This window comes from Nisaea nitritireducens (genome assembly GCF_014904795.1).
Classification (GTDB): Bacteria; Pseudomonadota; Alphaproteobacteria; order Thalassobaculales; family Thalassobaculaceae; genus Nisaea; species Nisaea nitritireducens.
In genome coordinates this window covers 13,483-28,574 of record NZ_JACZFS010000004.1, presented here as the reverse complement: position 1 = coordinate 28,574, position 15,092 = coordinate 13,483, and the positions used below count along the sequence as shown (strand labels likewise).

Below are 15,092 nucleotides of genomic sequence, written 5' to 3'. Positions count from 1 at the left end.
CCCCGCCCACCAGGACGTCGGCGCCGGCGGCTATACAGCCCGGCGCCGTTTCGATCGTCACCCCGCCATCGACCTCGAGATCGATGGTCCGGCCGGTCGCGTCGATCTTCTTCCGCACCGCCTCGATCTTGCGCAACTGGCTGTCGATGAACTTCTGCCCGCCGAAACCGGGGTTCACCGACATGATCAGGATCAGGTCGCATAGATCGATCAGGTTATCGACCACCTCGACCGGCGTGCCGGGGTTGAGCGAGATCCCGGCCTTCTTGCCGAACGATTTGATCAGCTGCAGCGTGCGGTGGGTATGCGCGCCCGCTTCCGGATGCACCGTAATGATATCCGCGCCGGCATCGACGAAAGCCTCGATGAAGGGATCGACGGGCGAGATCATCAGATGCACATCGAACGTCTTCGCCGTGCTGCCGCGCACCGCCTTGGTCACGGCGGGACCAAAAGAGATATTCGGGACGAAATGGCCGTCCATGACATCGACATGAATATAATCCGCGCCGGCCTTGTCGATGGCCTCGATTTCCGCTCCCAGCCGGGCAAAATCCGCCGCCAGGATGGAGGGTGCTATTCGTGTGTTCTGCTGCATGGCTTTCACCTAACAGGTTGCCTGACGGGGAACAAGGAGTCTGGCGAAGAAGTCTGATAGCATTTGCGATCTGATACACAGGCTTCCAGTCTAATCTTTGCACACGCCCTGAAAAGACCCGAAAATGATCGATTTCAACGCTTACGACCGTGACGGGTTTGCCGTCACTGCTCCGATCTTCGGACATGACGATCTCACAATAATGCGTGCCGCCGTCCATGCCCTGCACCTGCGCGCCCTCGGCGGACAGGAGCCAGAGCTTTCCGCTGCATGTGTCTTCGAGAAAGCGCAGCCGGCGCGCAAGCGCGACGGCCGGGAACTGCCGGACGGCCAAGATGCGGTCTTCATCCTCGGCGACCCGACATTGTTCGATCCGGGGCTGCTGCGGTTTATCGTCGATACGCGGCTGACCGGCATTGTCGAGCAGGTGCTCGGCACCCCGGATATCGTACTGCATTTCGCAAACATCACCACGAAAGCACCGGAAATCGGCAGCGGCATCAGTTGGCATCGGGATTTCCCGAACAAATACATGTGCCCGGCAGAGCCGAAAATGGTCCGGATGATGATCTGCCTCGATGGCATGCAGACCGACAGTGGAGCAACGGCTTTCCTTGCCGGATCACACACAGATGATGTTTCCGGTAGCGACACCGAAGAGAACGACCCCCGTCTTGTCGCGGCTGAATGCGCCCCCGGCTCCGTTGTCGCGATCCATCCGCTCGTCCTGCATGGGGGCGCCCCGAACGCATCGGCACTTCAGCGGCGCAATCTCGTTCTGCAATGGGGCATTGCTGATTGTCCGCTTGTCACTGAAGCCCGGGAATCCATGACCGGCATGCGCCCGGAGGAATTAAGGGCACCTCTTTCGCCGCAATAAACACCGCAATTGACACGCTTGGATACTCGCCATAAATTAATAAGAACATAACATGAACTTTAAGTTGTTCACATGGAGCAAGCCATGCAGGATCTCGCTTTTTATTTCCCCGGAATTTTGCTCGCCTACTCCACCTTTCTTTTGGCCATCGCAAGTCCCGGCCCCAACATCCTTGCCGTGATAGGCACATCAATGGGCGTGGGCAGACCCTCTGGAATTGCCCTGGCGCTGGGAGTGGCAAGCGGCTCGTTCACATGGGCCTTGCTCACCCTCTTCGGTCTATCCGCAGTTTTGGCGACCTATGCGTCAGTACTTTTGCTGATCAAGATCTTCGGCGGCATCTACCTGCTTTGGCTCGCATTCAAGTTCTTCAAGTCCGCCGCGTCCTTACACGACATTGAAGCCAAGGAATTGAGCGGCGCACGGCTTCGTCCCGTCGGATATTTCAAGCGCGGATACATGATCCAGATGACCAACCCGAAAGCTGCATTGGCCTGGATCGCCATTATCTCCCTGGGATTACAGGACGGCGCGCCTTTCTCGGTCGGCATTGCGATTGTGGCCGGCACCTTCCTGATGTCTATCGCCATCCACGTTCTCTACGCCGTCGCGTTTTCCACGCCGATCATGGTTCGGCTTTACGGCAAGTCACGCCGTGTGATCCAGGGCATTCTCGGTACCTTCTTCGCCCTCGCAGGTCTTCGCCTGCTGGCAAGCCGGAGCTGAGCGCAATGGTTTATACGGATCCTGCAGCCGCAAATCTCAACAAGGGATTTGTGGTCGCCATCAACATCGTTGCCAAAGAAGGCCAAGGCGATGCCGTTGCAGATATCCTGCAAGGCCTGATCGAGCCGACAATGGCAGAAGAAGGCGTGAAGTTTTTCATGCCCTACCGCTCGCCAACCGATCCGTTGTCGTTCTTCGTCTACGAGCTATACGTCGATGAAGCTGGCTGGGAAGCGCACAACAATGCGCCGCATTTTCTAAATGTCGTGGACGAGTTGGTTTCGCTGTCCGCTCACCGTCAGCGCGTCCCTTTCGTCCCCATGCAGATAGCTTAAGAACTTTGCCGAAGCACCTGACTACTTCGGTCGCATGAACCTACTGCTCTCTATATCCGCCGGAAGCGTGCGATGAAAAACCCGTCGAACCCGCCCAGTTCCGGATAAAGGTGCGGGCCGGTGCGGACATCGCCGTCCGGGGTCAACAGCTTGTCCAGCCCGCCCAGTTCTTCCACCGTCACCGGATCGCGTTCCAACGGCAATTCGGCCAGTGCGCGAGCAACTTGGGCCTCGCCCTCCTCCGACTGCTGGGAACAGGTGCAATAGACCAGACGCCCACCCGGCTGCAGCATCCCCGCCGCCTTGGCCAGCAGCTTCGCCTGCAATGTCGTCAGCTTGTTGAGGTCCCCGATGCCCTTGGCGTGCAGGATATCCGGGTGGCGACGGATGGTACCGGTCGCGGTACAGGGCGGATCGAGCAGGATGGCGTCGGGCCTGTCGGGCGCTGTCCAGCCGGTGATATCGGCAACAGCTACACCCGCCCGAAGCCCCATACGCTCAAGATTGCGTTCCAGCCGCTTCAGACGCTTGGAGGAGCGATCAACAGCCAGCACATTTGCCCCCATGGACGCGAGCTGCAGCGTCTTGCCGCCGGGTGCTGCGCAGAGATCGAAGACCCGTTTGCCTTTGACATCGCCAAGCAATTTGGCGGGCAGCGCGGCGGCGGCGTCCTGCACCCACCAGCCCCCCGCATCAAAACCCGGCAGGCCAGTGATCGCACCGTCGAATTCACGGCGGAGCGTCCCCGTCGGCAGCACAGTGGCTTCCAGCTTTTCCGCCCACCCTTCCGGATTGCTTCTGACGGAAATATCGAGCGGCGGCTGTGTCAGAGAGTATTCGGCGATGGCATGCGCGATCTCGACACCGAAGGAAGCCTGCCAGCTTTCAATCATCCACGGCTGATAGTTCAACTCGACCGGAAACTCCTTCAGACGCTCCGCGCCTTCACGGGAGACCCGGCGCAGCACGGCATTGACCAGGCCCTTGAATTTCGGATGGCCGCGGCTTTCCACCAGTGTCACCGCACTATCGACAGCCGCATGCGGCGCGACATCGAGGAACAGCAGCTCAGCGACGGCAAGCCGGAGGATATCGTGCACAACAGTTGCCTGGCGCGGCAGGGGCTTCTCGATCAAGGTCTCGATCAACGCATCGATCTGGCCGAGCCGGCGCAATGTCATGCCGACGATGGTGCGGGTAAATCCCCGGTCCCGGCGCGGCAGTAGGTTAAGGCCGTCATGTACGGCCAGCGCATCGTCCAGCGGCGTCCCCTTGGTCAGCACCGCACGAAGAATATCGAAGGCGACGCTCCGGGCTGCGGAGACGTCCTGTTTTCGCTCTGTTTCCATAACCGTCGCTTACCCCAGCCCCCGTTTTCTGGCCAGTATTTTCGCAGCAGGGCGGCCATGCATTCGCACACGGACCTGCTGCACGGTCATCGAACCATCACTGGCAGATAAAGCCTGGATGCGTTTGGTATTTCTTAACCAAAACGGGTGATTCTTGTACCGAACTCAGAAATGCGGAAGGACAAGGTCTTGGCTGAAACCATCGCGCTCGACGACATCGTGCTCTTGCCGGACTCCTTTGTCGACGCTCTGCTGGCCCGTAACGCAGATCTACTTGAGCCCTATTTAGGCGACCGAACGGCTGAAGTTCTCGCCTCGTTCCAAAGCCATTCGCAAGACGCCGAAGGCCAACTCAAGCAGTGGGTCGAAATGTCGGTGACCGCGAATGATAGCGTGCGCCAGGTTGCCGAGATGACCCGCTCCGTCCGGGAAGTCGACTCCCGCACCCAGTCCATCGCCTCCGCGGTCGAAGAACTTTCCGCCACCGTGAATAGCATCACTGCGACCTCCGAATCCGCCGCGGCGGAAGCACATGAGGCCGTCGCCGTCTCCGATACGGGTAAACAGGCCGCATCCAATGCGGTTTCCGCCATGGGGGCCGTTTTCGAGGTTGTACATTCAGCCGTGGACAAGGTTGGAGCGCTGGCCGAGGCCTCGAACCGGATCGGTGAGATCGTCTCCACCATTGAGGCGATCGCCAAACAAACCAACCTGCTTGCCCTGAACGCCACGATCGAAGCCGCCCGGGCCGGAGAAGCCGGAAAGGGGTTCGCTGTTGTCGCCGGCGAGGTCAAGACCCTCGCTAATCAGACGGCCGAAGCCACGGACGATATCCGCTCACGCATCACCGAGCTCCGGTCGGAGATGGATACGATTGTCACCGTTATGAAGTCTGGCGCGGAAACGGTCGATACTGGCCGGCAATCCATCGAAACAGCAGGATCCGAAATGGATCGTCTCGCCAGCGGCATCACTTCCGTGACCGACCGCATGGAGGAGATTTCCGGAATTCTGATCGAGCAACAGTCCGCGACCGAGGAAATCGCGGGCGGTGTCGGCGTTATTGCCCGGATGAGTGCGGAAAACGTCTCGCTGATCGATGGAGCCATCGAATCTCTCGAGCGGACCGCGCCGATAATCTCGACCAGCATCGAGGCATACGTGCTGGAAGGAATTCCAAACGCAACGATCCATGCCGCGAAGTCGGATCATATGATCTGGATGCGCCGGCTTGCCCAGATGCTTGCTGGTCGCGCGTTTCTCGATCCGCAGGAACTGGCGGATCACCATAGCTGCAGACTGGGCAAATGGTATGACGCCCAAACCGACCCGGCGCTCACCGGCCATCCCGCCTGGGCCGCCCTCATGGAGCCTCACAAGGAGGTCCACCGCGCAGGGATCGCCGCCGCCGAGACTTTCATGTCCGGCGACATGGACGGGGCTATCCGATTGATCTGGGATGCCGGCGAGGCGTCGAAGGAGGTCATGCGTCTTCTGGACGAATTATCCGGCCACGTGACGGAGCAATCCGACGAAGAAGACGACTAGTCCCAAGGCCCTCGACCGGTATTGCCCGCCCCGGCCATTCGCTGTAACGCGGCAATGCGGTTCTGCGTGTTCGGATGGGTGGAGAACAGGCTGTCCACGGCATGCGCGTGCAGCGGATTGATAATAAACATATGCGCGGTCGCCGGGTTACGCTCGGCGGCGTGGTTGTCGATCGCGGCCGCGCCCTTCTCCAGCTTGGCCAGAGCCGAAGCGAGCCAGAGCGGGCGACCGCAAATCTCCGCACCGATCCGGTCAGCCTCGTACTCGCGTGACCGGCTGATCGCCATCTGCACCAGCATTGCCGCCAGCGGCGCCAGGAACATCATCGCCAGCGTGCCTATCAGCCCAAGCGGGTTGTTCCGGTTGTTACCGAAAAAGAGGGCGAAATTGGCCAGCATGGAGATGGCACCGGCGATGGTCGCGGTGATGGTCATGATAAGGGTGTCTCGGTTTTTCACATGCGCCAGCTCGTGCGCCATGACGCCTGCAACCTCTTCATGGCTCATCCGCTCCAGCAGGCCGCGCGTGGCCGCCACCGCCGCGTTTTCCGGATTTCGCCCGGTAGCGAAGGCGTTCGGCTGATCCTGTTCGATCAGATAGACCTTCGGCATCGGCAGTTCCGCCCGGCGCGCCAGTTGCTGGATCATGTCATGGAACCACGGCAGGTCGGCGCGCTGGATCTCCCGCGCGCCATACATGCCGAGAACCATCTTGTCGGCGTTCCAGTAGGTGAAGAGATTCATGCCGGCCGCGAAGACCAGCGCGATCATCATTCCCGCCTCGCCGCCAAGCATGTAGCCGACGCCGAGAAACAGCGCCGTCATTCCGGCCAAAAGCAAAGCGGTGCGAGCGTAGCCCATCTATCCCTCTTGAAGGTTTCCGTTATCCGGCATCATGGCCGGGACGATTGTTAAATGGGCATCGGGGATAACGGATCAAGGCTTGGCGCGGCGTCTATCAAGGGCCATATATAGTTTATGAGCGAGACAAAACGCACCTTCACGCAAGTCACCGTCAGCGGCACGAAACCGTCACCCGACAGGGCGCCGAAACCGGTCGACGCCGAAAGCTTCGTCACCCCGCCTCAACTGAAGCCGGAGACGAAAGGCACGCCCGGTCAGGAAGAGATCGGCGGCTATGACGGCCCCGAGCCGACCCGCTTCGGCGATTGGGAACATAAAGGCCGGGTCACCGACTTCTGAGCAACGGGGCTGTTGCCTAGCGGCCGATTAACCGACCGCTTCCCGGTGCACCACACCGGTAAGACAGCCCATGGCTCCAGCGGCTTTCACCAGCTCCGAGCAATCCACCGTCACGCATTCGACACCGGCGTCTTCATACACCTTCTGCACGGACTCGTAACCGGCGCACATCAGGATCTTGCGCGGCGCCAGGGTGACGATATTCATCGCCCGGTTAAGCTCGAGGTCCGGGCCTTCCGGCAGCCAGATGATCTCGTACCCACGCTCCTCCAGCGCCCGCACCGTGGCGTGTGGTGTGCGGCGCCACCAGCAAACGGCCAGATCCTTGTCGACGATCCGCAGCAATCCCATGAAATGCATGCAACCGAACGGCATATCGACCGGGATGACCTCGACGCCCATGCCGGTCATCAGATCATCAATCTGTCCCACGGCCTCGGCATTGGTCCGCTGCCCCATGCCGACCATCACCGTTTCCGGATCGAGCCACATCGCATCCGCGCCTTCGAAAAGGGCATTGCCACGCAGGGTACTCTGGATCGGCACGCCGATATCTGCCAGCCGGCGCGCGATCAGTCGCTCCTCGCCGGCCCGGACAGTCGAGGCCGGGCGGGCCAGAATGGCGCCTTCAGGCGTCATCACGAAAAGATCGGCGCAAAACATCTGGTTCGGCGTCGGTGTTGCCGGTGGGTCGACATAATGAACCTCGACGCCGTTCGCGCGGTAAGCTTCAGCGATCGCATCATGCTGGGCACGGGCAAGAGCCAGATCAACCGGCGCCAGCATCTGCACGGCATCGGGATCGTTGTGGGAGATGTCGAGCTCCGCACCGGGACGGTGCATGACCACGCTTTTAAGGGGCGCCCATTCGCTATCGATACCCGATGGCGCCCAGAGATCGCCAATCTCCTCGCGGTGGGTTCGGTCCCGTCCGGACCAGCCCGGCCCGCCATAGGCGGACGTGTTGAACAGCCCCTTACGATCACTCATATCGGTTTATCCTGTTTTCTTGACCGCCGGAGACAACGAAGCCAACACGGATTCCGTATCGCCGCCAAGTGACGGGACCGGATGGCGCAGCTGTGCCGGTGTGTCCGAGAGTTTAACCGGGAACCCGGTCATGCGGATGGTCGTACCATCCGGCTGCGCCACGTCCAAGACCAGATCCTGCGCCAGAACCTGCGGGTCGGTGAAGACCTCTTCCAAATTCATCACCCGCCCGCACGGACAGCCGGCCTTGTTGATCGCCTCGATCCAGTGATCCACCGGCTGTTCCGCCATCCGCGTATTGATGTGTTCGTTCAGGGACGGCCGGTTCCGTACCCGGCGCTCGTTCGTCGCGTAATCGGATTGCTCCAACAGATGCCCGAGCCCGATACATTCAAGAAAGCGGACCACAAAGGCATCGTTCGACGGAGCAACAGCAACCATGCCGTCGGACGCGGTGAACAGACCGTAGGGCGCAACGATCGGATGATCGTTACCGGTCCGCTTCGGCACCTCCCCGGTGGCGAAATATTCCGCCGAAAGATACCCGAGCATGCTGATCAGGCCGCCAGTGAGGGAGGATTCCACCCTCTGCCCTTTTCCGATCCGCTTGCGGGCATGCAGCGCTGCAAGCGTTCCGAAAGCGGCATAGAGCCCGGCTATCAGGTCACTCATCGGCGGCGCGGCACGCATCGGATCGCCGCCGTCCGCCCCGTTCACGCTCATGAACCCGCTCATGGCCTGGGCAATGAAGTCGAAGGACGGCCGGTCGACATAGGGCCCGGTCGATCCGTAGCCATTGACGCTGGTGAAGACAAGATCGGGGTTCAGCGCATCGAGACGCGCCTGATCGAACCCCATCTTGTCCAGCACGCCCGGCCGGTAGTTTTCAACCAGCACATCCGCCCCCTCGATCAGCCGGGCGAGGGTTTGTTTTCCCTCGTCCGTATAGAGATCGAGCACGACCGACTTTTTGTTCCGGTTGAACTGGGCGAAATACCAGCTCACCCCGTCGCGGACCACCCCCTGGACACGAACCGGATCGCCAGCGGGCGGTTCTATCTTGATGACGTCCGCCCCCATATCCGCCAGCAATTGCGTACAGAACGGTCCGGCGAGAATTCGCGTCAGGTCGATGACCCTGATGTCAGAAAGCGGCATGGGATCAGCCCACAGCCGTCTGCACGTCCCCCATGGCATGCAGGTCGAGCCGCGGCCCGGCCTTCATCACCTGACCCGGCAGCGGGTGCTCGAGCGCTTCCTCCACAATGTTGGCGATCTTGACCAGCTTGCCGAGATCGATACCGGTCTCGATACCCATTTCGTGCATCAGATAGACCAGATCCTCGGTGCAGATGTTCCCGGTCGCCTTCGGTGCGAACGGGCACCCGCCGGCGCCGCCGAATGAGCTGTCGAAATGCGTGACGCCTTCATCGAGGCCGGCAACCACGTTCACCAGGCCGATACCGCGCGTGTTGTGGAAATGCAGATGGATCGGCAAGCTCGGCACATGCTCTTTCAGGTAGCGCACATTGCGGGTCACCAGCGGCGGCGTCGCCATGCCAGTGGTGTCGCCGAGCGCAACCCCCTGAAAGCCGAAATCAACGAAATGCTTGGCGATATAGCCAAGCCGTTCGGCCGAAACGTTTCCTTCGAACGGGCAGCCGAAGGAAGTTGCAATCGCGGCCGAAACCGGGATCTTCGCTTCCTCGGCGATCTTGGCCACCTGGGCGAAACCGGCCAGCGACTCGTCGACCGTCCGGTTCACGTTCTTCTTGTTGTGGCTCTCGGAGGCGGAGACGAAGACAATCATCTCATCGACACCGGCCTCGGCGGCGCGGATCGCGCCCTTCACATTCGGCACCAGGGCAGCGAGCACCGCGCCCTTGGACCGGTCAACGCCATTCAGGACCTCAAGAACGTCCGCCAGCTGCGGCACGGCGCGCGGAGAGACGAAGGAAGAGAATTCCATACGTTTGACGCCGGCATCGATCAGATCGTTGATCAGTTTGATCTTCAATTCTGTCGGAACGAATTTAGGCTCCGCCTGAAGGCCGTCCCGCGGCCCGACCTCAGTAATTTCCACCCGTGTCGGCCTTGCCATTTTTTTTGCTCCTGTTGAGTGTCATTTACGACGAGTTAGCATTTTGACGGCATCCTAGCGAATTCGACGACGCAATCCAGCCGCCGTGTCGGAACAAATCCTGTTCCGGATCCCGGAGGTGGAACGGTCGTTTAGGAATTGGTAACGAAATTCCCGGATAGTAATTCTGACAATAATTCGCGAGTTCACACGATGCACCGAAGTCAGAGAAAAACCCGCCAAAATTCAGGGGTTGCGCCATTCATAGCCGCTTTTGTTTTCGCGGCTCTGTTCTGCTGCGCGCAGGCATTCGGCGCCTCTCCGGACCTCAATCTCGATCAAAACGGCCTCGCCCTTCGCGGTTACGACCCTGTGTCCTATTTCACGGACAATCGGGCAACGCCCGGCAAACCCGGCATCGCCGCCAAACATGGTGGTGCCACCTACTATTTTGCCGATGAAAATAACCGGGAGGAATTTCTCAGGGAACCGCGCCTCTATGGGCCTCACTATGGCGGCTTTTGCGCTTATGGGGTTGCCGTTGGCCAGAAATTCGACGGTGATCCGGAAGTGTTCATGATCGTCGACGGCAAACTATACCTGCAGCTGGACCGGGCCACACAGACCCTTTGGAAAGCGGAACTCGACAAGAACATTGCCATTGCGGACCGCACGTGGCCCGTCATCAAGCCTGTGCCGGCGGCTGTCCTCAATGAGTAATCCTCCCTCCGATCCCGACTGGACCGTGCATCCCATCCGCCTGACATCCATCAGCGCACGCTATCTCACGCGTTTTGTGCCTATCATCCTGGCGGTTTTCACAGTCCTGATATCCATCTATGGCACAATCGCCTACCGGGAAGCGCTCAGCAGTCTCGAGTCCAAGCTCGACACTCTGGTCTCCAGGCAATCACTGCTTATGGGCGAAGCCGTGGCAGAAGGCCGGAATGACCGCATAGGATTGCTTGTCGCACAGACTATTGCCGACCGGGATGTCGCCACGATTGCGGTACTGGACAATAGCGGTGCCGCCCTCAATCAGTATGGCGACTTACCTGATCAGAACGCGCCCCTGACCCGCGCGGTTGCCATCAACTACATGGGCGAAAACAGTTACAAAAGGGTCGGCACACTCGTCATCAGCATGAGTGAAGGTCCGGCCGTGGATCGGCTGACATACACACTGTTTTGCATCGCCCTGCTCGGTCTCGCCTTGCTCGCCGCGGCTTCTGTCGCTGCGCATCTGGTCTTGCGGACAACGGTGAGCCAGCCACTCGACAAAATGCTGACCGCCATCCGCATCCAGCGGGAAAGCGGCGCGCGCATCCCGATTGACTGGGACAGCGAGGACCAGATCGGCCAGGTCGTGTCCGCCTATAACGCCCTGCAATTGCGGCAGACGAAAACTGAAAGCGATCTGACCCGGCTGCGTGTGAAAGCCGAGCGTGCGCACCAGTCCAAATCCGATTTCGTCGGACGCGTGATTGACGAGCTCCGTACACCTCTGAACTCGATCGTCGGGTTTTCCGAAATCGTCAGCAGTCAGCGGTTCGGCCCCGACACGATCCACCGGTATCTCAGCTATGCTGGCAATATCAACCAGGCGGCCCGGCATCTGCTGTACCTGATTGAGAATATTCTTGATCTCACCCAGCTGGAAGGGGGCGAGGTCGAGCCTGTCTTCGCCCCGGTTAAAGTCGAGATGCTGCTACGGCGCGCGGAAAATACCGCCTCTTCTCTGTCGCGTAACAAGGGCGTCCGCCTGACCGTCAATCGTCCGACGCTCGGTTATGCTCTCAATGTCGATGCAGAACTCATTGGCACGCTGCTCGGGAAATTATTGGAGAATGCGCTACGCAAAACGCCAGAAGACGGGAAGGTAGAACTTACCTTCGCCGTATCTCCCGGCGGCACGGCGTCTTTCACCGTGCACGATAGTGGCAAAATGATTCCGGAAGCGGAAATAGAGCGTCTGCTCATTCCTCTTGCTATGTCTCGCGAGATCGATGAGCGCCGCTACCATGGCACAGGCCTTGGCCTGCCGATCTGCAAGATCCTGGCTGAAATGCACGGCGGTACACTCGAAATCAGCAACCCGCCGACCGGCGGCTCCGCCGTCTCGCTTCTCCTGCCGCCGTCGCGGGTGACTGAAACCCCGGAAACCGGTCCTTCAACGGGTGGCGATATACAGCCCGGCACCAATCATCGCGCTACCCGCGCTTCTGTTCAGTACCTTCACGGCCCGGCCTGACCGGAAGATCCTGCGGGCCCTGGCAGCCATCAATCCATAGAAATTGTTCACCATCAGGATCGCCGCGACAACGATCACGGCGAGGATGGCGATATCCGGCGCCGTCAGCGTTTCGAGGTCGACAAAGGTGGGCAGCAACGCCCCGTAAAACAGGATGACTTTCGGGTTGCCGAGAGTGATCAGGATGCCGGCCATAACCTCCCGGAACAGGCCTTTCGAAGCTTGTGGACGGGCATCCATGGGTTCCGGCGTCGCAAGCCACAGTTTGGCGCCGAGCCAGAGCAGGTAAGCCGCCCCGACGAACTTCACGACGATGAAGATCTCGCCAAGCAGCTCGGCAATAATCTGCAGCCCGAAAATGGCCAGCATCAGGAAGATCAGATCGCCGATGCAGACGCCGATATTGTACTGGAAACCTGTCCAAAACCCGGTAGCGAGAGATTTGGCGATGGTTGTCAGCATGGACGGCCCGGGCGTCAGCATCAGGATGACCATACCGAGCGCGAACGCGAGCGCAGTTTCCAGTGTCATGAGGTGGTTCCTATCGGAAGGATTGAATTTGCCTGATTGCACGGTCCGTCGGCGCTGGCCGATACTTCCCGAAAACCATAACAAATGTTGAGGAAGGAAGTACAAGTGTCAAAGATCAGGATCATCACTGACGGGCTCATGTTTCCCGAAGGACCGATCGCGATGCCCGACGGCTCCGTCGTCCTTGTCGAGATCGGGCGCGGCACGCTGACCCGCGTCTTTCCGGACGGCAAGAAAGAGATCATCGCGGAAACCGGAGGCGGCCCGAACGGCGCGGCCATCGGCCCGGATGGGCACTGCTACGTCTGCAACAATGGCGGTTTCGCATTCGAGCGAGGCCCTCAGCCCGGCAACATGCGATCGATCGGACAGGCAGCCGACTACAAGACCGGCCGGATCGAGCGGATCGACCTGAATACCGGCAAGATCGAACGGCTCTACGACAGCTGCAACGGCCGCCAGCTCAAAGGCCCGAACGACATCGTTTTCGACCGCAATGGTGGATTCTGGTTCACCGACCTCGGCAAGGTCCGCGAGCGCGATATGGATCGCGGTGCAGTCTATTACGCGAAGACCGACGGCAGCATGATCAAGGAAGTCATCCAGCCTATCATGACTCCGAACGGGATCGGCCTCAGCCCCGACGAGAAAACACTTTATGTCGCGGAGACGGAGGGTGCCCGGCTGTTCGCTTACCCGATTACCGGAGAGGGTGAGGTTTCCAAGATCGGTTTTCCTCCGTCCCTGAACGGAGGCAAGTTGGTGAATGCCGATGGCGGCTGGAGGCGCTTCGACTCACTCGCGCTCGAGGAGAACGGCAATATCTGTGTCGCCACCCTGATGACCGGCGGCGTCACGGTCGCCCATCCGGATGGCAGTACGGTCGAATTCTTCGAGACCGGAGATCCCTATACAACCAACATCTGCTTTGGCGGGGCCGACCTGAAAACCGCCTTCCTGACGCTCTCATGGGCCGGACAGCTGGCTGCGGTGGATTGGCCGCGAGCAGGGTTACCATTGAATTTTCTCAACAAATAGTGGCGCTTGGCGAACCCCGGAGGGTTCGCCTTGACCCCTCCGCTCATGAGGTCTAAAGACACCTTATGGAAACGAACCTGCAGGCTCTAACGGAACGAATGACGGCGTAACTGGCCCACCGGCCCGCGACGTCTCCCCTTTTCGTATCCTTTTGAGCCTGAGCTGTTTGATGTCCGTTCTTCACTCCCGATCTGCCCCCATTACCTGGCGCCGTGAATTGGCAGCCACCCTCAGGCTTTCCTGGCCTCTGGTGCTGACCCAGCTCGCCACAATTGCCCTGACCACGGTCGACGTGATCATGATCGGCTGGCTGGGTCCAGACGAGCTGGCGGCGGCAACCCTCGCCACTTCGCTGATCTTCCCGCTGACCTTTTTCGGCATCGGATTGCTGGCTGCGACCGCAGCCATGTTCAGTCACGAGATCGGCGCAATCAGACTACGCGGTGTGCGCCGAACCTTGCGACAAGGGTTCTGGGTCGCGATCTCGCTCTGCCTCCCCTGTCTCGTCTTCCTCTGGAATGGCGAGGCCCTGATGCTGCTGATGGGGCAGGATCCATGGCTGGCCGCCTCTGCCGCCGACTATGTCCGTCTGGCGATGTGGGGACTGCTGCCGCTGATGTGCTTCACGGTGCTCCGCAATCTGGTTACCGCCCATTCCCGGCCACGCTCCTCCTTGATCATTCTCATTCTCGCCATCGGTGTGAATGCGGTGGCGGACTACGCGCTGATATTCGGCAACTTCGGAGCGCCAGCTCTCGGTCTTGAAGGCGCCGCACTGGCGACATTGCTTGTTCAGTGCTTCATGCTGCTGGCCCAGACCCTGTTCGTCGTGACCGACCGGAAGTTCCGCCGCTACAACCTGTTCGGCAGATTCTGGCGGCCTGACTGGGTCCGTTATCTGGAAATCATGAAAATCGGCATTCCGATCGGCCTGACTGTTCTTGCGGAGGCCGGCCTGTTCGCTGCCAGCGCCTTCATGGTCGGCCTGTTCGGGCCGGATCAGCTCGCAGCGCATGCCGTGGCCATCCAATGCACCTCGGTCGCCTTCATGATCCCGCTTGGCGTCAGCCAGGCAGCCACCATTCGCGTCGGTCTTGCAATGGGCCGGGACCGCCTTAAAGGTGCGCTTCTGGCTGGCCGGGTTTCCACTTTCGTCGGTATCGGGATAGCAGCCCTGACCGCGCTGACCTTCTGGCTCGCCACCGAACCTTTGGTCGGACTCTATCTCAGGCAGGAAGACCCGGAGAACGCAATCCCGATTGCCCTGGCGGTCGAATTCATCAGAATTGCGGCGATCTTCCAGCTCGTCGATGCCGGGCAGGCTGTCGGCGCCGGTAATCTGCGTGGCCTGAAAGACACCACGATCCCGGCAATACTGGCTTTTCTCGGCTACTGGGTCCTCGGCTTTTCGGCAGGCGCCTATCTCGCCTTCACCTACGGATTGCAGGGCGCCGGGGTCTGGATGGGACTGGCAGTCGGCCTGACCGCCGCCTGCTTCGCCCTGATCTTCCGGTTTGAGCTGCTGATGCGCCGGATGATCAGGCAGCGCCCTTCCACCGCCTGA

At 60.2% G+C, this 15,092-nt stretch carries 16 protein-coding genes; 9 read left to right on the top strand and 7 right to left on the bottom strand.

Translation table 11 applies throughout. The annotated features are described in order from the left end of the window. On the bottom strand, nt 1–598 hold a 598-nt coding region (gene rpe / locus IG629_RS00575; protein WP_193170052.1), incomplete at its 3' end, for a ribulose-phosphate 3-epimerase. A gap of 124 nt (nt 599–722) precedes the next feature. Between rpe and IG629_RS00570 the strand changes: the two genes are divergently transcribed. The 3 genes from IG629_RS00570 to IG629_RS00560 all read left to right on the top strand — a co-directional run bounded on the left by IG629_RS00570 (nt 723) and on the right by IG629_RS00560 (nt 2,539). Further along, nucleotides 723–1,478: a phytanoyl-CoA dioxygenase family protein gene (locus IG629_RS00570; RefSeq protein WP_193170051.1), complete on the top strand. Its 756-nt coding sequence runs from the start codon at nt 723–725 to the stop codon at nt 1,476–1,478. A gap of 84 nt (nt 1,479–1,562) precedes the next feature. Then, nucleotides 1,563–2,204 carry a LysE family translocator gene (locus tag IG629_RS00565; RefSeq protein WP_193170050.1) on the top strand — a complete coding sequence of 214 codons (642 nt, stop codon included), beginning with the start codon at nt 1,563–1,565 and terminating at the stop codon, nt 2,202–2,204. Nucleotides 2,205–2,209: 5 nt separating this feature from the next. Then, on the top strand, nt 2,210–2,539 hold the full coding sequence (locus IG629_RS00560; protein WP_193170049.1) for a putative quinol monooxygenase: 330 nt from the start codon (nt 2,210–2,212) through the stop codon (nt 2,537–2,539). Nucleotides 2,540–2,589: 50 nt separating this feature from the next. On the opposite strand, the gene IG629_RS00555 is transcribed toward IG629_RS00560, so the two are convergent. Next, nucleotides 2,590–3,888: an RsmB/NOP family class I SAM-dependent RNA methyltransferase gene (locus tag IG629_RS00555; protein ID WP_193170048.1), complete on the bottom strand. Its 1,299-nt coding sequence runs from the start codon at nt 3,886–3,888 to the stop codon at nt 2,590–2,592. A gap of 189 nt (nt 3,889–4,077) precedes the next feature. Here IG629_RS00555 and IG629_RS00550 point away from each other — a divergent pair, with 189 nt between their 5' ends. Continuing rightward, nucleotides 4,078–5,436, top strand: coding sequence for a methyl-accepting chemotaxis protein (locus IG629_RS00550; RefSeq protein ID WP_193170047.1), 1,359 nt, complete (start codon nt 4,078–4,080; stop codon nt 5,434–5,436). Here IG629_RS00550 and htpX read toward each other — a convergent pair. Beyond that, a complete protein-coding gene (htpX, locus tag IG629_RS00545) occupies nt 5,433–6,296 on the bottom strand; it encodes a zinc metalloprotease HtpX (RefSeq protein ID WP_193170046.1) in 864 nt (287 codons plus the stop codon). The genes IG629_RS00550 and htpX overlap by 4 nt on opposite strands. Before the next feature lie 117 nt (nt 6,297–6,413). Between htpX and IG629_RS00540 the strand changes: the two genes are divergently transcribed. Then, nucleotides 6,414–6,638, top strand: a complete 225-nt coding sequence (locus IG629_RS00540) for a DUF1674 domain-containing protein (RefSeq protein WP_193170045.1) — start codon at nt 6,414–6,416, stop codon at nt 6,636–6,638. Nucleotides 6,639–6,665: 27 nt separating this feature from the next. On the opposite strand, the gene IG629_RS00535 is transcribed toward IG629_RS00540, so the two are convergent. Genes IG629_RS00535 through IG629_RS00525 form a run of 3 tightly spaced genes read right to left on the bottom strand, consistent with a single transcriptional unit; the run spans nt 6,666 to nt 9,729 of the window. Beyond that, entirely contained in the window at nt 6,666–7,628 is a 963-nt protein-coding gene (locus IG629_RS00535; protein ID WP_193170044.1) for a dimethylarginine dimethylaminohydrolase family protein, read from the bottom strand. A gap of 6 nt (nt 7,629–7,634) precedes the next feature. Then, nucleotides 7,635–8,786: a CaiB/BaiF CoA transferase family protein gene (locus IG629_RS00530; protein WP_193170043.1), complete on the bottom strand. Its 1,152-nt coding sequence runs from the start codon at nt 8,784–8,786 to the stop codon at nt 7,635–7,637. A 4-nt stretch (nt 8,787–8,790) separates the two neighbouring features. After that, nucleotides 8,791–9,729, bottom strand: coding sequence for a hydroxymethylglutaryl-CoA lyase (locus tag IG629_RS00525; RefSeq protein ID WP_193170042.1), 939 nt, complete (start codon nt 9,727–9,729; stop codon nt 8,791–8,793). Nucleotides 9,730–9,921: 192 nt separating this feature from the next. On the opposite strand from IG629_RS00525, the gene IG629_RS00520 reads away from it, so the two are divergent. Together IG629_RS00520 and IG629_RS00515 are read left to right on the top strand one after the other, a co-directional pair. Further along, nucleotides 9,922–10,428 (top strand): YHS domain-containing (seleno)protein, encoded by a 507-nt coding sequence (locus tag IG629_RS00520; RefSeq protein ID WP_193170041.1) that lies wholly within the window; start codon nt 9,922–9,924, stop codon nt 10,426–10,428. Further along, on the top strand, nt 10,421–11,959 hold the full coding sequence (locus IG629_RS00515) for a sensor histidine kinase (RefSeq protein WP_193170040.1): 1,539 nt from the start codon (nt 10,421–10,423) through the stop codon (nt 11,957–11,959). Before IG629_RS00520 ends, IG629_RS00515 begins: the two co-directional genes overlap by 8 nt. Here the strand turns inward: IG629_RS00515 and IG629_RS00510 are convergent. Further along, on the bottom strand, nt 11,879–12,490 hold the full coding sequence (locus IG629_RS00510) for a LysE family translocator (protein WP_193170039.1): 612 nt from the start codon (nt 12,488–12,490) through the stop codon (nt 11,879–11,881). The two genes, IG629_RS00515 and IG629_RS00510, sit on opposite strands and share 81 nt — an antisense overlap. Nucleotides 12,491–12,595: 105 nt before the next feature. Between IG629_RS00510 and IG629_RS00505 the strand changes: the two genes are divergently transcribed. Both IG629_RS00505 and IG629_RS00500 read left to right on the top strand, forming a co-directional pair. Next, entirely contained in the window at nt 12,596–13,528 is a 933-nt protein-coding gene (locus IG629_RS00505) for an SMP-30/gluconolactonase/LRE family protein (RefSeq protein WP_319024985.1), read from the top strand. A 169-nt stretch (nt 13,529–13,697) separates the two neighbouring features. Then, complete coding sequence (locus tag IG629_RS00500; RefSeq protein WP_193170037.1) at nt 13,698–15,092, top strand: MATE family efflux transporter; 1,395 nt, start codon at nt 13,698–13,700, stop codon at nt 15,090–15,092.

Coding starts and splice junctions, on each gene's coding strand:
- IG629_RS00500 (WP_193170037.1), top strand. CDS start 13,698: ATGTCCGTTCTTCACTCCCGATCTGCCCCCATTACCTGGCGCCGTGAA.
- IG629_RS00525 (WP_193170042.1), bottom strand. CDS start 9,729: ATGGCAAGGCCGACACGGGTGGAAATTACTGAGGTCGGGCCGCGGGAC.
- IG629_RS00520 (WP_193170041.1), top strand. CDS start 9,922: ATGCACCGAAGTCAGAGAAAAACCCGCCAAAATTCAGGGGTTGCGCCA.
- IG629_RS00570 (WP_193170051.1), top strand. CDS start 723: ATGATCGATTTCAACGCTTACGACCGTGACGGGTTTGCCGTCACTGCT.
- IG629_RS00555 (WP_193170048.1), bottom strand. CDS start 3,888: ATGGAAACAGAGCGAAAACAGGACGTCTCCGCAGCCCGGAGCGTCGCC.
- htpX (WP_193170046.1), bottom strand. CDS start 6,296: ATGGGCTACGCTCGCACCGCTTTGCTTTTGGCCGGAATGACGGCGCTG.
- IG629_RS00565 (WP_193170050.1), top strand. CDS start 1,563: ATGCAGGATCTCGCTTTTTATTTCCCCGGAATTTTGCTCGCCTACTCC.
- IG629_RS00530 (WP_193170043.1), bottom strand. CDS start 8,786: ATGCCGCTTTCTGACATCAGGGTCATCGACCTGACGCGAATTCTCGCC.
- IG629_RS00560 (WP_193170049.1), top strand. CDS start 2,210: ATGGTTTATACGGATCCTGCAGCCGCAAATCTCAACAAGGGATTTGTG.
- IG629_RS00535 (WP_193170044.1), bottom strand. CDS start 7,628: ATGAGTGATCGTAAGGGGCTGTTCAACACGTCCGCCTATGGCGGGCCG.
- IG629_RS00540 (WP_193170045.1), top strand. CDS start 6,414: ATGAGCGAGACAAAACGCACCTTCACGCAAGTCACCGTCAGCGGCACG.
- IG629_RS00510 (WP_193170039.1), bottom strand. CDS start 12,490: ATGACACTGGAAACTGCGCTCGCGTTCGCGCTCGGTATGGTCATCCTG.
- IG629_RS00515 (WP_193170040.1), top strand. CDS start 10,421: ATGAGTAATCCTCCCTCCGATCCCGACTGGACCGTGCATCCCATCCGC.